Source organism: Bacillus cereus group sp. BfR-BA-01349, assembly GCF_022663795.1.
Classification (GTDB): Bacteria; Bacillota; Bacilli; order Bacillales; family Bacillaceae_G; genus Bacillus_A; species Bacillus_A cereus.
The window spans coordinates 48156-68160 of record NZ_JAKUGE010000019.1; the positions used below are offsets into that span (position 1 = coordinate 48156).

Sequence of the window (20005 nt, forward strand, 5' to 3'; positions counted from 1 at the left end):
AGTGTCAGAAAACTGAAATCGCTTTATTCTTTTTCGGAAATAGTAATGTTTATATGCCAAAATAAAAAAATAAGCTGTATATTTACAGCTTATTTTTGAATCATATCTTTAATTGGCACGAATGACTTTCGGTGTTCATCTAATACTCCATGCACTTGAATTGCCTCTAAATGTTGCTTTGTGCCATATCCCATATGTTGCTCAAATCCATATTGAGGATACTTCTCTCCCAGTTCTTTCATCATACGATCTCTCGTTACTTTTGCGATAATGGATGCGGCTGAAATCGAAACACTTTTCGCATCACCTTTAATAATTGATGTTTGCGGAATTGGTGTAGGAAGTTTCATCGCATCAATTAATAAATGTTGGGGTGTACAAGATAAATTCGCAACTGCATCTAACATCGCTTGTTTCGTTGCTTGGTAAATATTAATGTCATCAATAACTTCTGGTGATACAATTCCTACTCCAATTGCAATTGCTTGTACTTTTATTTCATCATAAAAACGCTCACGTTTCGCTTCACTCAACTTTTTCGAATCATTTAACCCTGGAATATAAAAATCCTCAGGAAGAACGACAGCTGCCGTCACAACAGGCCCAGCCAATGGCCCGCGCCCTACTTCATCAATACCCGCGATATATGTGACCCCTTTTTCACGCAAAGCATTTTCATACTTGGACATTTCAAAAAACTTCTCTTTTTCTTTCTGTTCTAACTCTTTTTGTTTATACCACTTCAAAACGAGCTTTTGAACACCTTTTCGATCATCTTTCATTAACAGTTGAAAGCGATCATCTTCTTCATTCATAATTTCTTTCAATACATTTTCCGCTTCTTTTATCGTCATAGTTTGCATTTATACAAGCTCCTTTTTAAACGTATCCAAAAAGAAAAGACGCACAAACGCACGTCTTATACTTCTTCTATTTTTTCCACATCTTCTACTTGCTCTGCAAACTCTTCCGGTGTTTCAAACGTCATTTTTCCAAGTTTGCCACCACGAAGCTCACGAAGTATAAGCTCAGATGTCTTATCATAATCAATCATTCCGCCGCCCATTAAGCAGCCTCTATTTTTTCCAATTGCATCGAATAATTCCACAATATCTTCTGGAATCTCATTTAAATTATAGCGTTCTTTCAAGCGTTCTGGATAATGTTTCTCCATAAAACGTAATGCGTAAACAGCTACATCTTGTAAATTTAAAATTGAATCTTTAATTGCACCCGTTGTCGCTAAGCGAAGACCCACTAATTGATCTTCAAATTTAGGCCACAGAATACCTGGTGTATCTAACAATTCCATTTCCTTCCCAACTTTAATCCATTGTTGAGCTGTTGTCACACCTGGACGATCTCCTGTTTTAGCAATATTTTTCTTTGCCAATTTATTAATCAATGTAGATTTACCAACATTTGGTATACCTACAATTAATGCACGAATCGCTCTCGGTCTAATACCTTTTGCAACCATTTTATCAAATTTTTCTTTAACAAGCACTTTACAAGCTGCTGCAATTTCCTTCATACCTTGTCCAGCTTGCGCGTTAATCGAAATTGCCATATGGCCTTTTTCTTTAAAATATGCGATCCATTGTTTTGTTAAACGATCATCCGCCATATCCGCTTTATTTAAAACAACAAGCCTTGGCTTATGTGTAATGATTTCATCAATCATTGGGTTTCGAGATGATAATGGTAATCGAGCATCTACAAGTTCAATTACAACATCAATTAATTTTAATTTCTCCGTTACTTGGCGTCTAGCCTTCGCCATATGCCCTGGAAACCATTGAATTACCATGTTGCCACCTTCTTTTTCATTTATTTCACAATACGTGCGTCTTCTAACGGCCAATATAACATATTAGCTTTACCAATTACTTGATCCATTGAAATCGTACCGATTGAACGGCTATCTTTACTAAAACGACGATTATCACCTAAAACAAATAATTGGTCTTTTGGAACGGTTTTCTTGCCTGTCATTTCTTCAAGATTAAAATCATATGTAAGCGGTCCGTCAGCAATTTGCTTTTTCTGCTTGTCTAAATACGGCTCCTCATAAGCCTTTCCGTTAACATACAGTTTATCATTACGATACTCTATTTCATCGCCTGGCAGGCCTATAATGCGCTTAATGTAATCTTTATCTTCTGTTGCTCGAAATACGATAATATCAAAGCGTTTTGGATCTCCAATGTGATAACCAATTTTATTCACAATCATTCGATCACGATCATGTAAAGTAGGTGCCATCGATACCCCGTCTACGAGAATTGGCGCAAAGAAAAACTGTCTAATAACACCAGCTAATACAACAGCAATCAAAATTGCTTTAATCCATTCCCAAAGTGAACTCTTCTCTTTTTTCATGCATTTCCCCTCCACGGTTATGTAAACTGCTCGTATTATACCAAAATTTCATATAGATTGGAAAAAGGGAGCTTGTGCATTTACAAGCTCCCATACATGTCTTATCGAATTTCTTTAATACGTGCTTTTTTACCGCGAAGGTTACGTAAGTAGTATAACTTAGCACGACGTACTTTACCACGGCGAAGTACTTCGATTTTCGCGATTCTTGGCGTGTGAACTGGGAATGTACGCTCAACACCTACACCGTAAGAAATCTTACGAACTGTGAATGTTTCACTGATTCCGCCACCACGACGTTTAATTACAACACCTTCGAAAAGCTGAATTCTTTCACGAGTTCCCTCAACAACTTTTACGTGTACACGTAAAGTGTCACCAGGACGGAATGAAGGAAGGTCAGTTTTTAATTGGCCTTTTGTAATTTCTGCGATTAATTGTTGCATATTAAATTCTCTCCTTTAAACAGATGCTCTTATAAAGTCTTAATAAATTACAGCGGAACATCGTTAATACGGCTACTGATTTCAGTAGCACAAATGTTATAATAGCATATTACTAGGCCTGTTGCAATAGCAAATATATGAAGTTATTACTGCTCTCGCTTTATTTCCTCAAGCCATTTTTTCTCTTGTTTAGATAACTCTCTCTCATCTAATAAATCAGGTCTACGCGTATACGTTCGGCGCAAAGATTCCTTATGTCGCCATTCATCAATGTTTTTATGATTCCCTGACATTAATACATCCGGTACCTTCATACCACGAAAATCAGCTGGACGTGTATAATGAGGATGCTCTAATAAACCTGTACTAAACGAATCCTCTACTTGTGAAGCATGATTTCCTAGCACCCCTGGCAAGAGACGTACCACACTATCAGTAATAACCATAGAGGCTAATTCTCCGCCCGTTAATACATAGTCACCAATAGAAATCTCATCCGTTACGAGATGCTCACGAATTCGTTCGTCATATCCTTCATAATGCCCACATACGAAGATTAAATGTTCTTCCCCTGCAAGCTCTTCCGCTTTCTTCTGCGTAAATCTTTCGCCCTGCGGACACATTAAGACAACTCTCGGCTTACGCTCTGTCTCTTTCGTCAAATCTTCTACAGCATCAAAAATAGGCTGAGGAGTAAGCACCATACCAGCTCCTCCGCCGTAAGGATAATCGTCTACGCTATTATGCTTACTTGTTGTATAATCACGAAAGTTAACAACACGAAGGTTTACCGCTTCTTTTTCTTGCGCCTTCTTTAATATAGAAGATCCAAATACACCGGTAAACATGTCTGGGAACAACGTTAAAATATCAATTTTCATTATAGCAGCCCTTCCATTACATGAATGGTTACTAATTTATTTTCAATATTAACTTGAAGTACAACGTCATCGATATAAGGAATTAAGAGATCTTGACCCTTCGGGCGTTTAATTACCCAAACATCATTTGCACCAGGAGATAGAATCTCTTTGATTGTCCCTAGCGCTTCTCCTTCTTCCGTTACAACACTGCAACCAATAATTTCATGATAGTAGTATTCACCTTCAGCAAGTTCACCTAACTGCTCTTCTGGTACTTTTATTAAAGAACCTTTAAACTTCTCTACTTCATCTACATTGTTATATCCTTCAAATGTTAATAAATCGAATGTCTTATGTTGGCGATGAGAAGTTACCTTTACCGGAAGATAGTCTGTGCCTTTCTCATTCGATATGTATAGCGTGTTTCCTACTTTATATCGCTCTTCTGGAAAATCAGTACGAGAAATAACACGGATTTCTCCTCTTACGCCATGAGTATTTACAATTTTCCCTACATTAAACCATTTTGTCATAAATAGTATGTCACCCCTGGTTTCTATATAAATTAAGCATCTCCATTTCACAGATGGAACATGCAATCTCTATTTAAATGTTAAAAAAGGGAGAGGAATAACTCCTCGCCCTTTTTACGTTTATTGAATTTCCAGTGTTACTTTTTCATCATTATGATGTCCCACTGAATACAAGAGCATTCGAATCGCTTTCGCAACTCTCCCTTGCTTTCCAATGACTTTTCCAACATCCTCAGGATGTACAGTTAATCGATACTTTATCTCTCCGTTGCAAAGTTCCTGTGTAACTTTTACATCTTCAGGATAATCGACAAGAGGCTTGACAATCGTCTCGACTAACTTCTTCATAGTCATTGCCTCAATTACTTACCTTGTTTAGATAAGTGGAATTTCTCCATGATACCTTGGTTAGAGAATAAGTTACGAACTGTATCAGATGGTTTAGCACCATTTCCTAACCATTTTAATGCTGCTTCTTCGTTGATCTTAACTTCAGCTGGTTGAGCAACTGGATTGTAAGTTCCGATTTCCTCAATGAAACGTCCGTCACGAGGAGAACGAGAATCTGCAACAACTACACGATAGAAAGGAGTTTTTTTAGCTCCCATACGTTTTAAACGAATTTTAACTGCCATTTATAAAGCACCTCCGAATTTATTTCACACAGATAATTATATTAGCAAAAAGACTATTGCTTTGTAAAGTATTTTTTCTTAACAGAGCCATCTTTTTTTCCTTACATGAATGGAAACTTCAATCCACCTAGTCCTTTTTTCTTACCTTTTTGCATTCCCGTCATCGTCTTCATCATTTTTTTCATGTCATCGAATTGCTTAATTAGACGATTGATTTCTTGTACAGTTGTACCGCTACCTTTGGCAATGCGCTTTTTGCGACTAGCATTGATTATTTCCGGTTGTTCTCGTTCTAATTTAGTCATAGAACGAATAATTGCCTCAATATGCCCAATTTGTTTTTCATCAACTTGCGCATTTTTCAGCCCTTTAATTTTATTTGCACCAGGAAGCATTCCTAACAATTCATCAAGCGGCCCAAGTTGGCGCACTTGTCCAAGTTGTTCTAGGAAATCGTCAAGCGTAAACGAAAGCGTACGCATTTTTTGCTCAAGTTCTTTTGCTTTCTCTTCATCAACTGTAGCTTGCGCTTTTTCAATCAATGTTAAGACATCGCCCATCCCTAAAATACGGGATGCCATACGCTCTGGATGGAACGCTTCAATTGCATCTAGTTTTTCACCCATACCAGCAAATTTAATCGGCGTGTTTGTTACAGCCTTAATAGATAATGCAGCACCACCGCGCGTATCACCATCTAATTTCGTTAATACAACACCTGTTAAACCTAACTGTTCATGGAAACTTTGTGCAACATTTACCGCGTCTTGCCCCGTCATCGCATCGACAACAAGGAAAATTTCATCCGGTTTCGCAACTTCTTTCACTTTCGCTAATTCATCCATTAATTCTTCATCAATATGCAGGCGACCCGCTGTATCGATTAAAACATAATCGTGATGATCTTCTTTTGCTTTTGCAATCGCTTGTTTCGCAATTTCAACAGGACTTACTTGATCTCCTAAAGAAAATACAGGCATGTCCAATTGCTTCCCTAATGTTTCAAGCTGTTTAATCGCTGCTGGACGGTAAATATCCGCTGCAACAAGCATCGGTTTACGATTATGCTTTTTACGAAGCAAATTCGCAAGCTTACCTGTCGTCGTTGTTTTACCCGCACCTTGCAGACCAACCATCATAATAACAGTCGGTGGCTTATTAGCAACAGCAATTTTGCTTTGCTCTCCGCCCATAAGTTCTGTAAGTTCTTCCTGTACAACTTTAATTACTTGTTGTCCAGGTGTCAAACTTTTCATTACATCTTGTCCGACAGCACGTTCAGACACACGCTTCACAAAATCTTTTACTACTTTAAAGTTAACATCCGCTTCTAAAAGAGCTAGACGAACTTCTCTCATCATTTCTTTCACATCGGCTTCAGAAACTTTTCCTTTGCCGCGGATTTTTTGCATTGTCTGTTGAAGTCGGTCGGCTAATCCTTCAAATGCCATATTGCCGCCCTCCTAATCTAATTTTTCGATAGCTTCAACAACTTGTTTCATTTCTTCATTCACATGCTCTTCTTCGCTGATTAGCTGTTTTAGCTTTGCAACAAGTCGCTGTCGCTCTTGAAACTTTTGAAGTAATACTAATTTTTCTTCATATTCTTCAAGCATCGCTTCAGTCCGTTTAATGTTATCATACACGGCTTGGCGACTTACATCAAATTCTTCCGCAATTTCACCAAGAGATAAATCATCTAGATAATAAAGCGACATATAACTTCTTTGTTTTTGCGTTAACAACGATTGATAAAAATCAAATAAATAGTTCATTCTCGTTGTTTTTTCGAGCATGTTGGATCATCCTTTGTTAAGTGATTTCCCTTTACATGAATTAGTTTACATGTAGTCCAAAAGAGTGTCAAGTTTTTTTCTTAACATCATATATTTTTTATAGAAAAAGAAGCGGAAATACCGCTTCTTTCGCTTATACTTCTTCTGTTTCTACTAAGTTCGCAAATAAACCATACACATATTGTTCTGGATCAAACTGCTGCAAGTCATCCATTTGCTCTCCTAATCCAACAAACTTCACCGGTACATCCATTTCGTTACGAATCGCTAATACAATACCACCTTTAGCAGTTCCATCTAACTTCGTTAAAACAATACCAGTTACATTCGTTGCTTCACGGAATGTTTTCGCTTGGCTTAAACCGTTTTGTCCCGTTGTCGCATCAATAACAAGCAATACTTCATGAGGAGCACCTGGTACTTCACGCTCAATTACACGCTTCACCTTCTCTAACTCTTTCATTAAGTTCACTTTATTTTGCAAGCGTCCTGCTGTGTCACATAGTAATACATCTACCTTACGTGCTTTCGCTGCTTGTACAGCGTCATACATAACCGCCGCTGGATCAGATCCAGATCCTTGTTTAATCACTTCTACACCAACGCGATCGCCCCATACTTCTAATTGTTCAATCGCTCCAGCACGGAATGTATCTCCTGCCGCCAATAGGACTGACTTACCTTCTGATTTAAACTTATGCGCCAGTTTACCAATTGTCGTCGTTTTTCCTACACCATTAACACCAACAAATAAAACGACCGTTAATTGGTCCTCTTGCATATTAATTTCGTTACTAAAATCGCTGTCACCTTTGTAAATTCCTACTAGTTTTTCTGAAATAACAGCTTGTACTTCTTTTGGATCTTGAATGTTACGACGTTGTACTTCTTCTTTCAATTGGTCAATTAATTCCATTACCGTCGCAACGCCAACGTCTGCACCGATTAAAATTTCTTCTAACTCTTCGAAGAAATCTTCGTCCACTTTGCGGTAACGATACACTAAATCATTCACTTTATCCGCAAATGAATTTCTCGTTTTTTCTAATCCTTGTTTAAATTTCTCTGTAACTGTATCCGTTTGTTTTGAAATTTTTTCTTTTAGTTTTTTAAAAAAACTCATACTTTCCCATCCTTCCTATTCACTTGCAATAAGTTCTTCTCCGGCGTCTAAACGAACCGAAACAAGTTTAGATACCCCCGATTCTTGCATTGTTACACCGTACAACACATCAGACTCTTCCATTGTACCTTTTCTATGTGTAATTACAATAAACTGCGTCTCATCACTGAATTTCTTTAAATACTGTGCAAAACGAGCTACATTCGCCTCATCAAGGGCTGCCTCTACCTCATCTAGTACACAGAACGGTACTGGGCGTACTTTTAAAATACCAAATAAAAGCGCAATTGCTGTTAAAGCACGCTCTCCACCTGAAAGTAAACCTAAGTTCTGCAGTTTCTTCCCTGGCGGTTGTGCTACAATATCAATACCCGTATTTAGTAAATCCTCTGGATTAGTCATTACTAAATCCGCTCTACCGCCTCCAAATAATTCAGAGAATACCGATTGAAACTCCATTCTAATGCCTTCAAACGTAGTAGAAAAGCGTTTTTTCATTTCTTCATCCATTTCGGTAATAAGCTGGTGCAATGTCGCTTTCGCTTCTTCTAGGTCGTCTCTCTGCTCTAGTAAGAATGTATGACGCTCCGCTACACGTTCATATTCATCAATTGCCCCTAGGTTCACTGTACCTAACTCTTCTATGGATAATTTGATTAATTTTACTTTCTTACGCGCATCTTCTGCAGGCATTGTCATTGTATATTTTAGTTTTGCCGCTTCAAATGAAATCGTATATGTTTCACGTAAATGTTGTAATCTATTTTCCAACTCTACATCAAGTCGATTTATTCTCACTTCTTGATCTTTCAACATTTCAAGAATATATTTATGTTTACCTGTCGTTTCTTTCAAATGGTGCTCTAAATGTTCTACTCTCTCTTGCAACGATACACGTTGTTCACGACGAGAGCGAATTAATTCTGAAGTTTGATTACGATCATATGCTTTCTTCTCAATCATATTCGTAATTTGCTCTTCACCACTTGAATTAGATGTCATTTCTTGTTTTAAGAACGCTAAATCCTCTTTCGTTTTTACAAGTGTCGCATCCGTTTCTTCTTTTTCCTTCGTCAATCGTTCAACTTTTTCTTTTTGATTAGATAAGCGTTGTTGCTTTTCAGCTGCCAGCACTTTTAACTCAGTCATTTCTTTTTGAACTTTTTCTTTCGAAGAATGTTGCTCACTTTTTTGTTTTGTTAAAGCTACAATTTTACTATCTAACTTAGTGATTTCAGCTTGAAGATTCGTTAAAACCCCTTCTAACTCCTCTTTACGCCCTTGCATTTTTACTCGATCTTGTAAAAAACCTTCAATCTCTAAATCATAAATAGACAACCGATCATTAATACGATGTTCTTCTAATTCTAAACGATTAATCTCTTCTCTTAATTTCTGCTCATCTACACGATCTGCTTCTACAGTTTGCCTTAGTTCGCGTATTTTCACTTCTTTTTCTTGAATCTCTTGTTTTACTGCTTTAACAAAGTTTTCTAACTTCGTTGTTTTTTCTTCCATATCAGTTAACTTGCGAGTCCACTCTTCCAGTTCACGTTGGCGTCCTAATAAAGAAGATTTCGCTTGCTTTACCGCCCCACCAGTCATAGAACCGCCAGGATTCACTACGTCACCTTCGATTGTTACAATACGATAACGGTATTGCAGTTGTTTCGCCAACTCATTTGCTCCACGTAAATCTTTCGCAACAATAACAGTACCTAATAAATTTGAAACTACATTTTCATATTTATTGTTGTACTGCACAAGTTCTGCCGCCACACCTACAAACGATGGGTGTTGATTTGCAATGCGTAATTGCTCAAATGATAACGATCTGCTTTTAATAACAGCTTGCGGTAAAACCGTTGTACGTCCATGTTTATTTTGCTTTAGAAATGCAATCGCATTACGAGCATGTTCCTCTGTTTGTACAACAATATGCTGCATCGCTGCACCTAGAGCGATTTCCATTGCAACTTCGTATTCTTTCGGTACCGTTAACAGTTCCGCAACAGCACCCTCGATACCTTGCAACCTATTTTCTCTAGCTTTCAATACTTCACGTACACCTTGATAGAATCCAGAATAATCTTCTTGCATCTCTTCAAGCATTTCTTTTCGAGAACGTGCCTGTTGCACAAATTGATATGCTTGATACAGTTTTGTTTCATTTTCACTATACTGCGTCTTACATTTCCCAAGCGCCGCCTCTGTCTTCTGTATATTTGAGAGAATGCCAGCTACTTTTTCTTTCGCTTGTTCGTAACTTTCTACAAGTTTCGTCTTTTTCGCTGTAATTTCCATACGCATTTCTACATATTTCGCATTCTCTTCATCTAGACGCTCGTTTTTAGACGTTTGCTGTTTCGATTGTTCTTCAATCATAGATAATTCATTACGATGACTAGCTTGTTGATTTAAAAGCTCAATATAGTCACCTTTTAAATTCTCAATCTGTTCCTCTAAATTGTCAGCAAAAGTAGCAAGCAGTTGCTCATTATCATGCAATTTTTGCTCCAACTCTTTTACTTCATTCACAAATTGCATTAAAGCTTCTGTACTTGACTCAATCTCACCATCGTAACTTTTAGCTTTCTCTGTTAATTCAACAATTAACTGCTCAAGTTGCGCACAATGCGTCGTGGCATTTTGCTTTCTCTCTTTTAACAACTCTCGCTGCCCTTCTAGTTTTTCTAGCTCTTTACTAGAAAGAAGAAGTACTTCTTGTAACGAATCTACAGACTCATCTACCGCCTGTAATTGTCCTCGTAATTCCTCAAGCTCTTCTTCACTTTTTTGTAAATTCGTTGACATTTTAGCTTCTTCGTTTTTATTATGCCCAAACTGATTTCGAAGCGCTTCCCATTTCTCATGCAGTTCTTCAATTTCATGGACAATAAGCGCAGCTTCTACTTTCTCTAATTCTTCTTTATTCTCAAGATAATCTTTCGCAATAGAAGCTTGTCTTTCTAAAGGTTCTACTTGACTACTTAATTCATGAATTATATCTTGTACACGATTTAAGTTTTCTTGTGTTTCTGCTAATTTTCCTTCAGCTTTCTTTTTGCGAAGTTTGTATTTTAATACGCCTGCCGCTTCTTCAAATACACCTCGACGCTCTTCTGACTTACTACTTAAAATCTCTTCCACTTTCCCCTGGCTAATAATTGAAAAAGCTTCTCTTCCCATACCAGAGTCCATAAATAAATCGATAATATCTTTCAATCTACATGATTGTTTATTAATATAAAAATCACTATCACCTGAACGAGATACACGACGTGTTACACACACCTCATTGTATTCAATTGGTAAACGTTGATCTTCATTATTTAAAGTTATTGTTACTTCAGCAACATTAACCGCTCTCCTCGTATCACTGCCTGCAAAAATAATATCCTCCATCTTTGCACCACGTAATGATTTTGCAGATTGTTCACCAAGTACCCAGCGAATTGCATCAGTAATATTACTTTTCCCGCTTCCATTAGGTCCTACTACAGAAGTTACACCTGGGACAAAATCAACAGATACACGCTCAGCAAAAGACTTAAACCCTGCTATTTCTAATCTTTTTAAAAACACGAAAGGCCTTCCTCCTATTCTCCGTCGTTATAAATGTTCTCTATATAAAAACAAGTATTATACGGATTTACCTTCTTTTTCTTTATAAACAAAAAGAAAGTTTCATTCTATGCATAAGGAATCCCCCTCATTCAAAGGGGGATTCCTTATAGTTGTTCTTTTAATTTTTTCAATGCTTCTGCAGCAGCTTGTTGCTCTGCTTCTTTTTTCGACTTACCACTACCAAGACCTAAAGCTACGTTATTTAACGTAACACGTGACACAAATTCTCGATTGTGAGCTGGTCCTTTTTCTTGCAAAATTTGATACTCAACATTGCCACTGCCATCACGCTGAATCAATTCTTGCAACTGACTCTTATAATCCATCACATGAGAAAAAGCACCCTCATTAATTTTCGGATATACAATTTCTTTTAAGAATTCCCAAACTGTTTCTAGCCCTTGATCAAGATAAAGGGCACCAATAAACGCTTCAAAGACATCCGCTAATAAAGCTGGTCGTTCACGTCCACCTGTCATTTCTTCACCTTTTCCTAATAAAACAAGGCTGCCAAATGACAATTCGTTCGCAAAACGAACAAGAGATGGCTCACATACAATAGCTGCACGTAGTTTTGTTAACTCTCCTTCGCTCATTGTCGGATATTTTTGAAACAGATACTGTGATACAGTCAGTTCCAATACTGCATCTCCAAGAAATTCAAGACGCTCATTATCTTCATGCGGTTTTTTTCGATGCTCATTCACATACGATGAATGCGTAAATGCTTGAATCAATAATTTTTCATCTGTAAACGTAATACCTATCTTTTCTTGAAACACTTTAAATGCTTCACGATATTTTGTTTCGTATTTTTTTTCTCTATATTTTCGGTACGGCATAGGTCCCTCCAGATATAAGCCAGAAAGCCCCGCTAAAAAACGGGACTTCACTTAAGCATTATAGATGCCTCTCTATGTAAGTCACAGCATCGCCAACAGTAGCAATCTTTTCAGCATCTTCATCAGAAATTTCCATTTCGAATTCATCTTCTAATTGCATTACAAGTTCTACTACATCTAGGGAGTCTGCTCCTAAATCTTCCTTGAAGCTTGCAGCTGGTACTACCTCAGTCTCTTCTACTCCTAAACGATCAACGATGATTTTTGTTACGCGCTCTAAAACATCTGCCATTCCATTCACCTCCCCTCAAATATTATATTAAATATTGACCAAAAAAACTAGGTGAAATCGATTCTTTTATTACATTACCATACCGCCATCAACATTTAACGTTTGACCTGTAACATATTTGCTTTGATCAGAAGCAAAAAACGTTACAGCATTCGCGATATCTTTCGCTTCACCAAATTGAGCAGCTGGAATAACTTTTAACATTTCAGCTTTAATATTCTCATCTAGTACATCCGTCATATCAGTCGCAATAAAGCCCGGCGCAATTGCATTCACTGTAATATTTCGACTTGCTAACTCTTTTGCAGATGTTTTTGTTAATCCAATAACACCCGCTTTAGCAGCAACATAATTAGCTTGTCCTGGGTTTCCTATGACACCAACAACAGAAGCGATATTTATAATTCTACCGTGACGTTGACGCATCATATAACGAGATACTGCTTTTGTACATAAGAATACACCTTTTAAGTTTGTATTAATAACTGTATCCCATTCTTCTTCTTTCATACGCATTAATAAATTATCTTTCGTTACACCAGCATTATTTACAAGAATATCAACTTGTCCAAATGTATCTACTGTTTGTTTCACCATATTTGTAACATCATCAGCATTTGCAACATCTGCTCTTACCGCAATTGCATCAGAACCTAATTTTTTAATTTCATCTACTACTTCATTTGCTTTTTGTTCATTGCCAGCATAATTTACTACTACATTTGCCCCTTGTTTCGCTAAATCGATCGCAATCGCGCGACCAATTCCACGTGAAGCGCCAGTTACTAATGCTACCTTCCCTTTTAACATCAGTTTTCTCCTCTCAAATTTGAAATGGTATCTTTTAATGTCTCTTCATCGTATATCGCATATGCTTTTACTGATGAATCAATTGACTTCATAAGTCCGGCAAGTACTTTTCCAGGTCCAATTTCAATAAATGTATCTACTCCCTGCTTCACCATATATTCAATAGACGGGTACCATAATACAGGCGAATAAAGCTGTTCGATTAACTTTTCTTGAATGTCTGCACCACGTGTAATAACTTCCGCCGTAACATTTGCAATAACAGGAATATTCGTGTCATGAATTGTAATTTCATTTAAAACACTTTGGAACTTCTCAGCTGCCGGCTTCATAAGTGAAGAATGGAATGGCCCACTTACTTTTAGTGGAATCGCTCTCTTTGCATCATTTTCTTTCGCTCTTTGAGAGGCAACCTCTACGCCTTGCTTCGTTCCAGAAATTACAATTTGCTTCGTACTATTCATATTAGCGATTTGCACTGCATATCCTTCACTTGTTACTTCTTCTGTAACTTGTTTCAGCATATGTGGGTCAGCACCTAATATAGCTGCCATTGCGCCTTCCCCTCCCGGAACAGCTTCTTCCATATATTCCCCGCGTTTCCTTACAGCATATACAGCATCTTCAAAAGTTAATGCACCAGCTGCTACAAGAGCGCTATATTCACCTAAACTATGACCAGCGACAAAGTCAGGTGTAATGTCATACTCTTTCAAAGCTGTCAAAATAGCAAAACTCGTTGTTAATAATGCAGGCTGCGCATTTGTTGTTAATGTAAGCTTTTCCTGCGGTCCTTCAAAAATCACTTCTGAAAGTGAATCTTGCAACACCTCATCTGCTTTTGCAAACACTTTTGCAACCTCTTTATTATTCTCTGCTAATTGTTTACCCATTCCAACTGCCTGTGAACCTTGGCCCGGAAAAAGAAATGCTATTTTTCCCATTTCAAATCCTCCTCTTATTGGAGTGACTCTTTCTCCATTACGCTTGAAATCGTAGGAATTACTTCTTTCGCTACCATTTCTCTCGTTTGACGAATCGCACTAAATACCGACTGGTCATTAGAAGAACCGTGAGCCTTAATGACAGGTGCTTTCAATCCAAATAATGCAGCTCCGCCATACTCCGAATAATCCATTTTATCTTTTAATACCATAAGTTTTGGCTTTAATACCGCCGCTGCTAATTTGCTCGTAAATGAACTCATTAATTGTTCTTTCAACATAGAGAATAGCGCAAGTGCTGTTCCCTCTAATGATTTCAACGCTACATTCCCTGTAAAACCATCACATACAACAACATCTGCTACACCTTGCAATAAATCTCTTGATTCAACGTTCCCAACGAAATTAATTGGCGCATCTTTAAGCATTGCAAATACTTGCTTTGAAAGCTCGTTTCCTTTTCCATCCTCTGTTCCAACGTTTAATAGTCCAACGCGAGGATTTTCAATTCCTCTTACCTTCTCAGCATAAACAGATCCCATTACTGCATATTGATATAAATGAATTGGTTTTGCATCAACATTTGCTCCAACATCTAACATAACAAAACCTTTTCCATCTACAGTCGGCATTGTAGGCGATAAAGCTGGTCGCTCAATTCCTTCCATACGACCGACAACAAATAATCCAGCTGCCATTAAAGCTCCTGTACTACCTGCGGATATACAAGCGTCTGCTTCTCCATCCTTTACTTGTTGTGCCGCAAGCACCATTGAAGCTTGTTTTTTTCGACGAACCGCTCTTACTGGTTCCTCCGTTGATTCTATTTTTTCGTCTGTATGAAGAATAGTAATTCGTTCATCACTCGTTAAGTATTGACGAATTTCCTCTTCTTTCCCTACTAACGTAATATGTAAATCAGAATATTCCTTAATAGCTTTCATTGCCCCTAATACTACAGCCTTTGGAGCGTGATCTCCGCCCATTGCATCTATTGCGATTTTCATAAGTTGTTACCTTCCTCACTATAATTACTAGATCGATACATTTCAAAAGTGCCTGTAAAAACAAGTTCTTCTCCAACGAAGCTACGCACTTTGACAACCGTCCGTCCCTTATCATTCTCTACATCTTCAACGCGCGCTTTTGCAACAACACGCTCTCCTAATTTTACAGGGCGAATGTATCGAATGGTAGACTTTGCAGTTAAAGCTAATTCTTCATCAATAACCGCAACAGCTAGTGAGTTTGCTTGTGCAAACAGATGATGCCCACGGGCAATTTGATTTCTTTTAAATACATGTTCTACCTTTACTTCAAAGATAGAGATTGCATGTCTATCTAATTCAATATCAATAATTTCTCCAACAACCTCTTCTAACGGTAAAGATTTCACATCTTCTTCATGTTGCTTTGTAGCTACATGTTTAATTCTCTCTCTTAATTCAGGAATAGACAATTCCATACGATCAAGTCGTACTGTTTGTATACTCACTTGAAATTTTTCCGCTAAATCTTCATCCGTAATAAAAGGATTTGATTCGATTGTTTGTTGTAATAACTCTTGTCTTTCTTTTTTACTTCTTCTTTTTTTCATACCGCACCATCCATTTTTATGACTAGGTACTAACAGTAGTATATAATCATTAAAAGTAGAATGCAACAAAAACTTTTGTTGACTCCCTTTAATCGAGCTTCTCTCCTTGGAACACACCTGTCCCATCAAGATACGTACGCAAGGCAGCGTACTGATCATTGTGCCAAAACGCTTCTGAATCTACTAGTATCGCCGCATCTTGCCTTGCTGTTTCTAACGCTCGATAATCATGTACCATGTCAGCAACCTTAAATTCTGGTAAGCCACTTTGCTTACTCCCAAAGAAATCTCCAGGACCTCGTAATTCTAAATCTTTTTCTGACAATACAAATCCATCATTTGTTTCAGTCATTATGCGCATTCTTTCTTTCCCTGTTTCTGATTTAGGGTCTGCTATTAATAAACAATATGATTGTTCACTACCACGGCCGACACGCCCTCTAAGCTGATGAAGCTGCGATAAACCGAAACGTTCTGCATCATAAATAACCATTACAGTCGCATTCGGTACGTTCACACCTACTTCAACAACTGTTGTCGATACAAGAATTTGCACTTTATTTTCACTAAACTGTCCCATTATCTCTTCTTTTTCCTGAGACGATAATCTCCCATGCATCAATCCAACTTGGCATTTCCCTTGGTAATGATGCGTCAGCATACTATGTAAGTCGATAGCATTTTGCACATCAAGTTTCTCAGATTCTTCAATTAGAGGACAAATAACGTATGCCTGTCTTCCTTTTTTTATCTCCTTTTCAACAAAACCGAGAACGCGATCTAACATATCATGTTTTGCCCAATATGTTTCAATCACCTTTCTACCTGCTGGCATCTCATCGATTATCGAAACATCCATCTCTCCAAATGCAGTAATTGCAAGCGTACGCGGAATTGGTGTCGCTGTCATAAATAATACATCTGGACTTTCACCTTTCTCCCGTAAAACTCGGCGCTGCGCTACACCAAATCGATGCTGTTCATCTGTAATAACGAGACCCAACCTATGAAATATAACTTCATCTTGAATTAAGGCATGCGTTCCAACAAGAATATCTATTTCTCCTTGTTCTAACTTCGCTAAAATTTCTCGACGTCTCGCACCTTTAACAGAACTTGTTAACAGTTCCACCTTCATACCAAAATGCGAAAACGTTTCAGCAAGCGACTGATAATGTTGCTCAGCTAAAATTTCTGTAGGAACCATTAAAGCACCTTGATAATGAGCTAATTTCGATGCATAAAGGCCAATCGCAGCAACAACTGTTTTCCCAGAACCAACGTCACCTTGCAATAGTCGGTTCATCCGATAAGGAGATGTCATATCTTTCAAAATTTCATCTACAACTCGGCGCTGCGCACCCGTTAATGGAAACGGCAGTGCATCGATAAATTCTTGTAATTCTACTGAGGGAATCTCTTTCTTCGTCCCTTTTGAATTTTCCCTCTCCATTTTCCGGAGCGTTTGCATTTTCAGCTGAAATAAGAAAAATTCTTCATATACAAAACGGCGACGCGCTTGCTTCAAATCTTCCTGTCCTACCGGAAAATGCAATGCCCTAAGCGCTTCATATCTTGGTAATAATTTATATCGCCCTAACAAACCATCCGGTAACACTTCGACTATAGAATCTCCATATTCCTTTAACGCTTGAGCAATAAAACGACGCATCTGTTTTACTGTAAGTTTCCCCTTTACTGAATAAACAGGTTCCACTTCTTGTTGACGTACAACCGGCCCAAAATGAAGTTCTGATACAGCAATTGTTTGACGATGTTGATCCCATTTACCAGTAATCGTTACCGTTTCATCTAACTTTAATTTTTGCTTATAGTAAGGCCTATTAAAACATACCGCCGTAATTAAATAACGACCGACGAGAACACGAACTGTTAAACGCGATTTCTTCTTACCATAATATTGCAGCAAAGGAGCACTATGAATCTTCCCTTCAACCGTTACACGTTCATCATGCTTTACTTCAGCAAGATCTTTCATCGCATAATCTTCATAACGGTATGGAAAATGTTCTAATAGATGAGAAACTGTGTAAATACCCATCTCATGTAGTAACTCAGATGTTTCTCCTCCGATCCCCTTTACATCCGTAACAGGAACTTGTACAACATCATTCAAGATTCTCACACCCCGTCACATTATTTTCTTTATTGCATTTTATTTGAGTACCAATTAGCATCTGTAATCGCTCTCTTTCACCTTATATATTCTATCATAGGCATTCTAAGAGAAACTACTCAAATCCCTTATAGAAAACAAGTAAAAAAGAGCCTCACTATTAGCAGCAAGGCTCTTTTCTCTCTTCAATATGCTAGCCTTTTGAATAAAAACTAGTAATAAACTTCATATTACTACTTCTTATCCATTAGCAAGTAAGTAATCCATTTATTTTCAAAACGAATCTTATCTTATTCTACAGAGAAGATGAAAGAATACACTGGTTGGTTTCCAGCATGCACTTCTACTTCTGCATCTTCAAATTTCTCTTCTACAAATTCAACTAACTCCGCTACTTCTTCGTCAGTTGCATCCTCACCTTGTAGAATCGTTACGATTTCAGAATCTTCATCAATAAGCGCTTCTAGTAATTGCTTCGCAGCTCCTACTTTTTCAGCATTTGTAGATACAATTTTCCCATCTGCAATACACATGAAGTCATCTTTTTGAATTGCTACACCATCAATTTCCGTATCACGTACAGCATACGTAATTTGACCTGTTTTCACATGAGATAAAGCTTCTTGCATGTTTTCTTCATTCTCTTCTAACGTTCCAACTGGGTTAAATGCTAACATTGCTGCCATACCTTGAGGAACTGTTTTCGAACGAACAACAATAACTTCTTGATCTACAACTGATGCCGCTTGTTCTGCTGCCATTACAATATTTCCGTTATTCGGTAAAATAATGATTTTTTCAGCATTTGCTTCTTCAATTGCCTTCACGATATCCTCCGTACTTGGATTCATCGTTTGACCACCTTCGATAACTTTCGTTGCGCCGATGCTCTCAAATAAAGTTTTAATACCAGACCCCATAGCTATAGTTACGATACCATATGGTTGTTTTTCTTTCGATTGAGCTGGTTGTTCAGGAACCATAGTAGGTTCATCTAATAAAGCAGTATGCTGTTCACGCATATTTTCTACTTTAATCTTAATTAAACTACCGTATTTTTGCCCGTAGTTCATAGCGTCTCCAGGATGTTCTGCATGGATATGAACTTTTACAATTTCATCATCAGACACAACTAGTAGCGAATCACCATATACACTAATATCTTCACGGAATTTTTGTTCAGAGAAATTATGCTCTTTCACCTTTTCAGCCTCTAATTTCACCATGAACTCCGTACAATATCCATACTTAATATCTTCTGTACTCAATTGGCTTTGTACACTACGGTGATGTTCTGCGCGTACCATTTCATTCATAGATGGTTGCGTCGGTGCATCAGAAGAAATCGTTTTTCCTTTTAAGTCAGCTAAAAATCCTTCGTATACCACTACAAGACCTTTACCACCGCTATCTACAACGCCAACTTGTTTTAATACAGGTAATAAATCTGGCGTACGATTTAACGATGCGTTTGCTTCTTTCACAACGTCTTCCATAAACAAAACAAAGTCGCGCTGTTTTTTCGCAACTGTTACTGCATATTTACCCGTTTCTCTTGCAACCGTTAAAATCGTTCCTTCAATCGGTTTCATAACCGCTTTATAAGCCGCCTCTACTCCAGCTTCTAGTGCTGCAGCAAAATCAACTGTTGTTAATTCTTCTTTTTGTTCAATGGATTTAGAGAAACCACGGAACAACTGAGATAAAATAACTCCAGAGTTACCACGAGCTCCCATTAATAATCCTTTGGCTAAACTTACGCCGACTTTACCAGCATGCTGTGAAGGGTTTGCTTTCACTTCACGCGCACCTGAAGTCATAGATAAGTTCATGTTTGTACCGGTATCGCCATCTGGAACTGGAAATACGTTTAATGCATCAACAAGCTGAACATTGTTTGTTAAATTATTCGCTCCTTGCATGATCATTTGTGATAAACGTTTTCCATCAATTTTTTGAATTGACACAGATTTTCCTC

20 protein-coding genes are annotated in these 20005 nt (G+C 37.8%); all 20 read right to left on the bottom strand.

Features of this window, described 5'->3' with window-relative positions; genetic code table 11:
• Positions 1 to 89: 89 nt before the first annotated feature.
• Positions 90 to 863 (bottom strand): ribonuclease HII, encoded by a 774-nt coding sequence (locus MR169_RS12630; RefSeq protein ID WP_242319478.1) that lies wholly within the window; start codon positions 861 to 863, stop codon positions 90 to 92.
• Between the two features lie 56 nt (positions 864 to 919).
• A complete protein-coding gene (gene ylqF, locus MR169_RS12635; RefSeq protein WP_000236701.1) occupies positions 920 to 1810 on the bottom strand; it encodes a ribosome biogenesis GTPase YlqF in 891 nt (296 codons plus the stop codon).
• A 20-nt stretch (positions 1811 to 1830) separates the two neighbouring features.
• Positions 1831 to 2382, bottom strand: coding sequence for a signal peptidase I (gene lepB, locus MR169_RS12640; protein WP_000711853.1), 552 nt, complete (start codon positions 2380 to 2382; stop codon positions 1831 to 1833).
• Positions 2383 to 2483: 101 nt separating this feature from the next.
• Complete coding sequence (gene rplS, locus MR169_RS12645; RefSeq protein ID WP_001186516.1) at positions 2484 to 2828, bottom strand: 50S ribosomal protein L19; 345 nt, start codon at positions 2826 to 2828, stop codon at positions 2484 to 2486.
• A 146-nt stretch (positions 2829 to 2974) separates the two neighbouring features.
• Positions 2975 to 3709, bottom strand: a complete 735-nt coding sequence (trmD, locus tag MR169_RS12650; RefSeq protein ID WP_000686903.1) for a tRNA (guanosine(37)-N1)-methyltransferase TrmD — start codon at positions 3707 to 3709, stop codon at positions 2975 to 2977.
• Positions 3709 to 4224: a ribosome maturation factor RimM gene (gene rimM / locus MR169_RS12655; protein WP_000170278.1), complete on the bottom strand. Its 516-nt coding sequence runs from the start codon at positions 4222 to 4224 to the stop codon at positions 3709 to 3711. Before rimM ends, trmD begins: the two co-directional genes overlap by 1 nt.
• A 120-nt stretch (positions 4225 to 4344) precedes the next feature.
• Entirely contained in the window at positions 4345 to 4572 is a 228-nt protein-coding gene (locus tag MR169_RS12660; protein WP_000737401.1) for a KH domain-containing protein, read from the bottom strand.
• Between the two features lie 14 nt (positions 4573 to 4586).
• Positions 4587 to 4859, bottom strand: a complete 273-nt coding sequence (rpsP, locus tag MR169_RS12665) for a 30S ribosomal protein S16 (RefSeq protein ID WP_000268750.1) — start codon at positions 4857 to 4859, stop codon at positions 4587 to 4589.
• A gap of 101 nt (positions 4860 to 4960) precedes the next feature.
• Complete coding sequence (gene ffh, locus MR169_RS12670; RefSeq protein WP_000863460.1) at positions 4961 to 6310, bottom strand: signal recognition particle protein; 1350 nt, start codon at positions 6308 to 6310, stop codon at positions 4961 to 4963.
• Positions 6311 to 6322: 12 nt separating this feature from the next.
• The gene (locus MR169_RS12675; protein WP_000891062.1) at positions 6323 to 6655 is read right to left on the bottom strand and encodes a putative DNA-binding protein; all 333 of its coding nucleotides are present in this window, start codon (positions 6653 to 6655) and stop codon (positions 6323 to 6325) included.
• Between the two features lie 133 nt (positions 6656 to 6788).
• The gene (gene ftsY / locus MR169_RS12680; RefSeq protein ID WP_000007655.1) at positions 6789 to 7778 is read right to left on the bottom strand and encodes a signal recognition particle-docking protein FtsY; all 990 of its coding nucleotides are present in this window, start codon (positions 7776 to 7778) and stop codon (positions 6789 to 6791) included.
• Positions 7779 to 7793: 15 nt separating this feature from the next.
• Positions 7794 to 11363 (bottom strand): chromosome segregation protein SMC, encoded by a 3570-nt coding sequence (smc, locus tag MR169_RS12685; protein ID WP_242319479.1) that lies wholly within the window; start codon positions 11361 to 11363, stop codon positions 7794 to 7796.
• A gap of 146 nt (positions 11364 to 11509) precedes the next feature.
• Positions 11510 to 12247 (bottom strand): ribonuclease III, encoded by a 738-nt coding sequence (gene rncS, locus MR169_RS12690; RefSeq protein WP_001146875.1) that lies wholly within the window; start codon positions 12245 to 12247, stop codon positions 11510 to 11512.
• Positions 12248 to 12305: 58 nt separating this feature from the next.
• A complete protein-coding gene (gene acpP / locus MR169_RS12695) occupies positions 12306 to 12539 on the bottom strand; it encodes an acyl carrier protein (protein WP_242319480.1) in 234 nt (77 codons plus the stop codon).
• Between the two features lie 69 nt (positions 12540 to 12608).
• On the bottom strand, positions 12609 to 13349 hold the full coding sequence (fabG, locus tag MR169_RS12700; protein WP_000911773.1) for a 3-oxoacyl-[acyl-carrier-protein] reductase: 741 nt from the start codon (positions 13347 to 13349) through the stop codon (positions 12609 to 12611).
• Positions 13349 to 14293, bottom strand: coding sequence for an ACP S-malonyltransferase (fabD, locus tag MR169_RS12705; protein WP_242319481.1), 945 nt, complete (start codon positions 14291 to 14293; stop codon positions 13349 to 13351). Before fabD ends, fabG begins: the two co-directional genes overlap by 1 nt.
• Before the next feature lie 14 nt (positions 14294 to 14307).
• On the bottom strand, positions 14308 to 15300 hold the full coding sequence (plsX, locus tag MR169_RS12710) for a phosphate acyltransferase PlsX (protein WP_000684101.1): 993 nt from the start codon (positions 15298 to 15300) through the stop codon (positions 14308 to 14310).
• Positions 15297 to 15890, bottom strand: coding sequence for a transcription factor FapR (gene fapR, locus MR169_RS12715; protein ID WP_000747349.1), 594 nt, complete (start codon positions 15888 to 15890; stop codon positions 15297 to 15299). The genes plsX and fapR overlap by 4 nt, the downstream gene beginning before the upstream one ends.
• Positions 15891 to 15978: 88 nt before the next feature.
• A complete protein-coding gene (gene recG, locus MR169_RS12720; protein WP_001000813.1) occupies positions 15979 to 18027 on the bottom strand; it encodes an ATP-dependent DNA helicase RecG in 2049 nt (682 codons plus the stop codon).
• A gap of 290 nt (positions 18028 to 18317) precedes the next feature.
• Entirely contained in the window at positions 18318 to 19994 is a 1677-nt protein-coding gene (locus MR169_RS12725) for a DAK2 domain-containing protein (RefSeq protein ID WP_242319482.1), read from the bottom strand.
• Positions 19995 to 20005: the final 11 nt, after the last annotated feature.

Coding starts and splice junctions, on each gene's coding strand:
- ylqF (WP_000236701.1), bottom strand. CDS start 1,810: ATGGTAATTCAATGGTTTCCAGGGCATATGGCGAAGGCTAGACGCCAA.
- ftsY (WP_000007655.1), bottom strand. CDS start 7,778: ATGAGTTTTTTTAAAAAACTAAAAGAAAAAATTTCAAAACAAACGGAT.
- fabD (WP_242319481.1), bottom strand. CDS start 14,293: ATGGGAAAAATAGCATTTCTTTTTCCGGGCCAAGGTTCACAGGCAGTT.
- MR169_RS12660 (WP_000737401.1), bottom strand. CDS start 4,572: ATGAAGAAGTTAGTCGAGACGATTGTCAAGCCTCTTGTCGATTATCCT.
- ffh (WP_000863460.1), bottom strand. CDS start 6,310: ATGGCATTTGAAGGATTAGCCGACCGACTTCAACAGACAATGCAAAAA.
- rplS (WP_001186516.1), bottom strand. CDS start 2,828: ATGCAACAATTAATCGCAGAAATTACAAAAGGCCAATTAAAAACTGAC.
- plsX (WP_000684101.1), bottom strand. CDS start 15,300: ATGAAAATCGCAATAGATGCAATGGGCGGAGATCACGCTCCAAAGGCT.
- MR169_RS12675 (WP_000891062.1), bottom strand. CDS start 6,655: ATGCTCGAAAAAACAACGAGAATGAACTATTTATTTGATTTTTATCAA.
- trmD (WP_000686903.1), bottom strand. CDS start 3,709: ATGAAAATTGATATTTTAACGTTGTTCCCAGACATGTTTACCGGTGTA.
- rimM (WP_000170278.1), bottom strand. CDS start 4,224: ATGACAAAATGGTTTAATGTAGGGAAAATTGTAAATACTCATGGCGTA.
- fabG (WP_000911773.1), bottom strand. CDS start 13,349: ATGTTAAAAGGGAAGGTAGCATTAGTAACTGGCGCTTCACGTGGAATT.
- MR169_RS12630 (WP_242319478.1), bottom strand. CDS start 863: ATGCAAACTATGACGATAAAAGAAGCGGAAAATGTATTGAAAGAAATT.
- rpsP (WP_000268750.1), bottom strand. CDS start 4,859: ATGGCAGTTAAAATTCGTTTAAAACGTATGGGAGCTAAAAAAACTCCT.
- acpP (WP_242319480.1), bottom strand. CDS start 12,539: ATGGCAGATGTTTTAGAGCGCGTAACAAAAATCATCGTTGATCGTTTA.
- fapR (WP_000747349.1), bottom strand. CDS start 15,890: ATGAAAAAAAGAAGAAGTAAAAAAGAAAGACAAGAGTTATTACAACAA.
- lepB (WP_000711853.1), bottom strand. CDS start 2,382: ATGAAAAAAGAGAAGAGTTCACTTTGGGAATGGATTAAAGCAATTTTG.
- rncS (WP_001146875.1), bottom strand. CDS start 12,247: ATGCCGTACCGAAAATATAGAGAAAAAAAATACGAAACAAAATATCGT.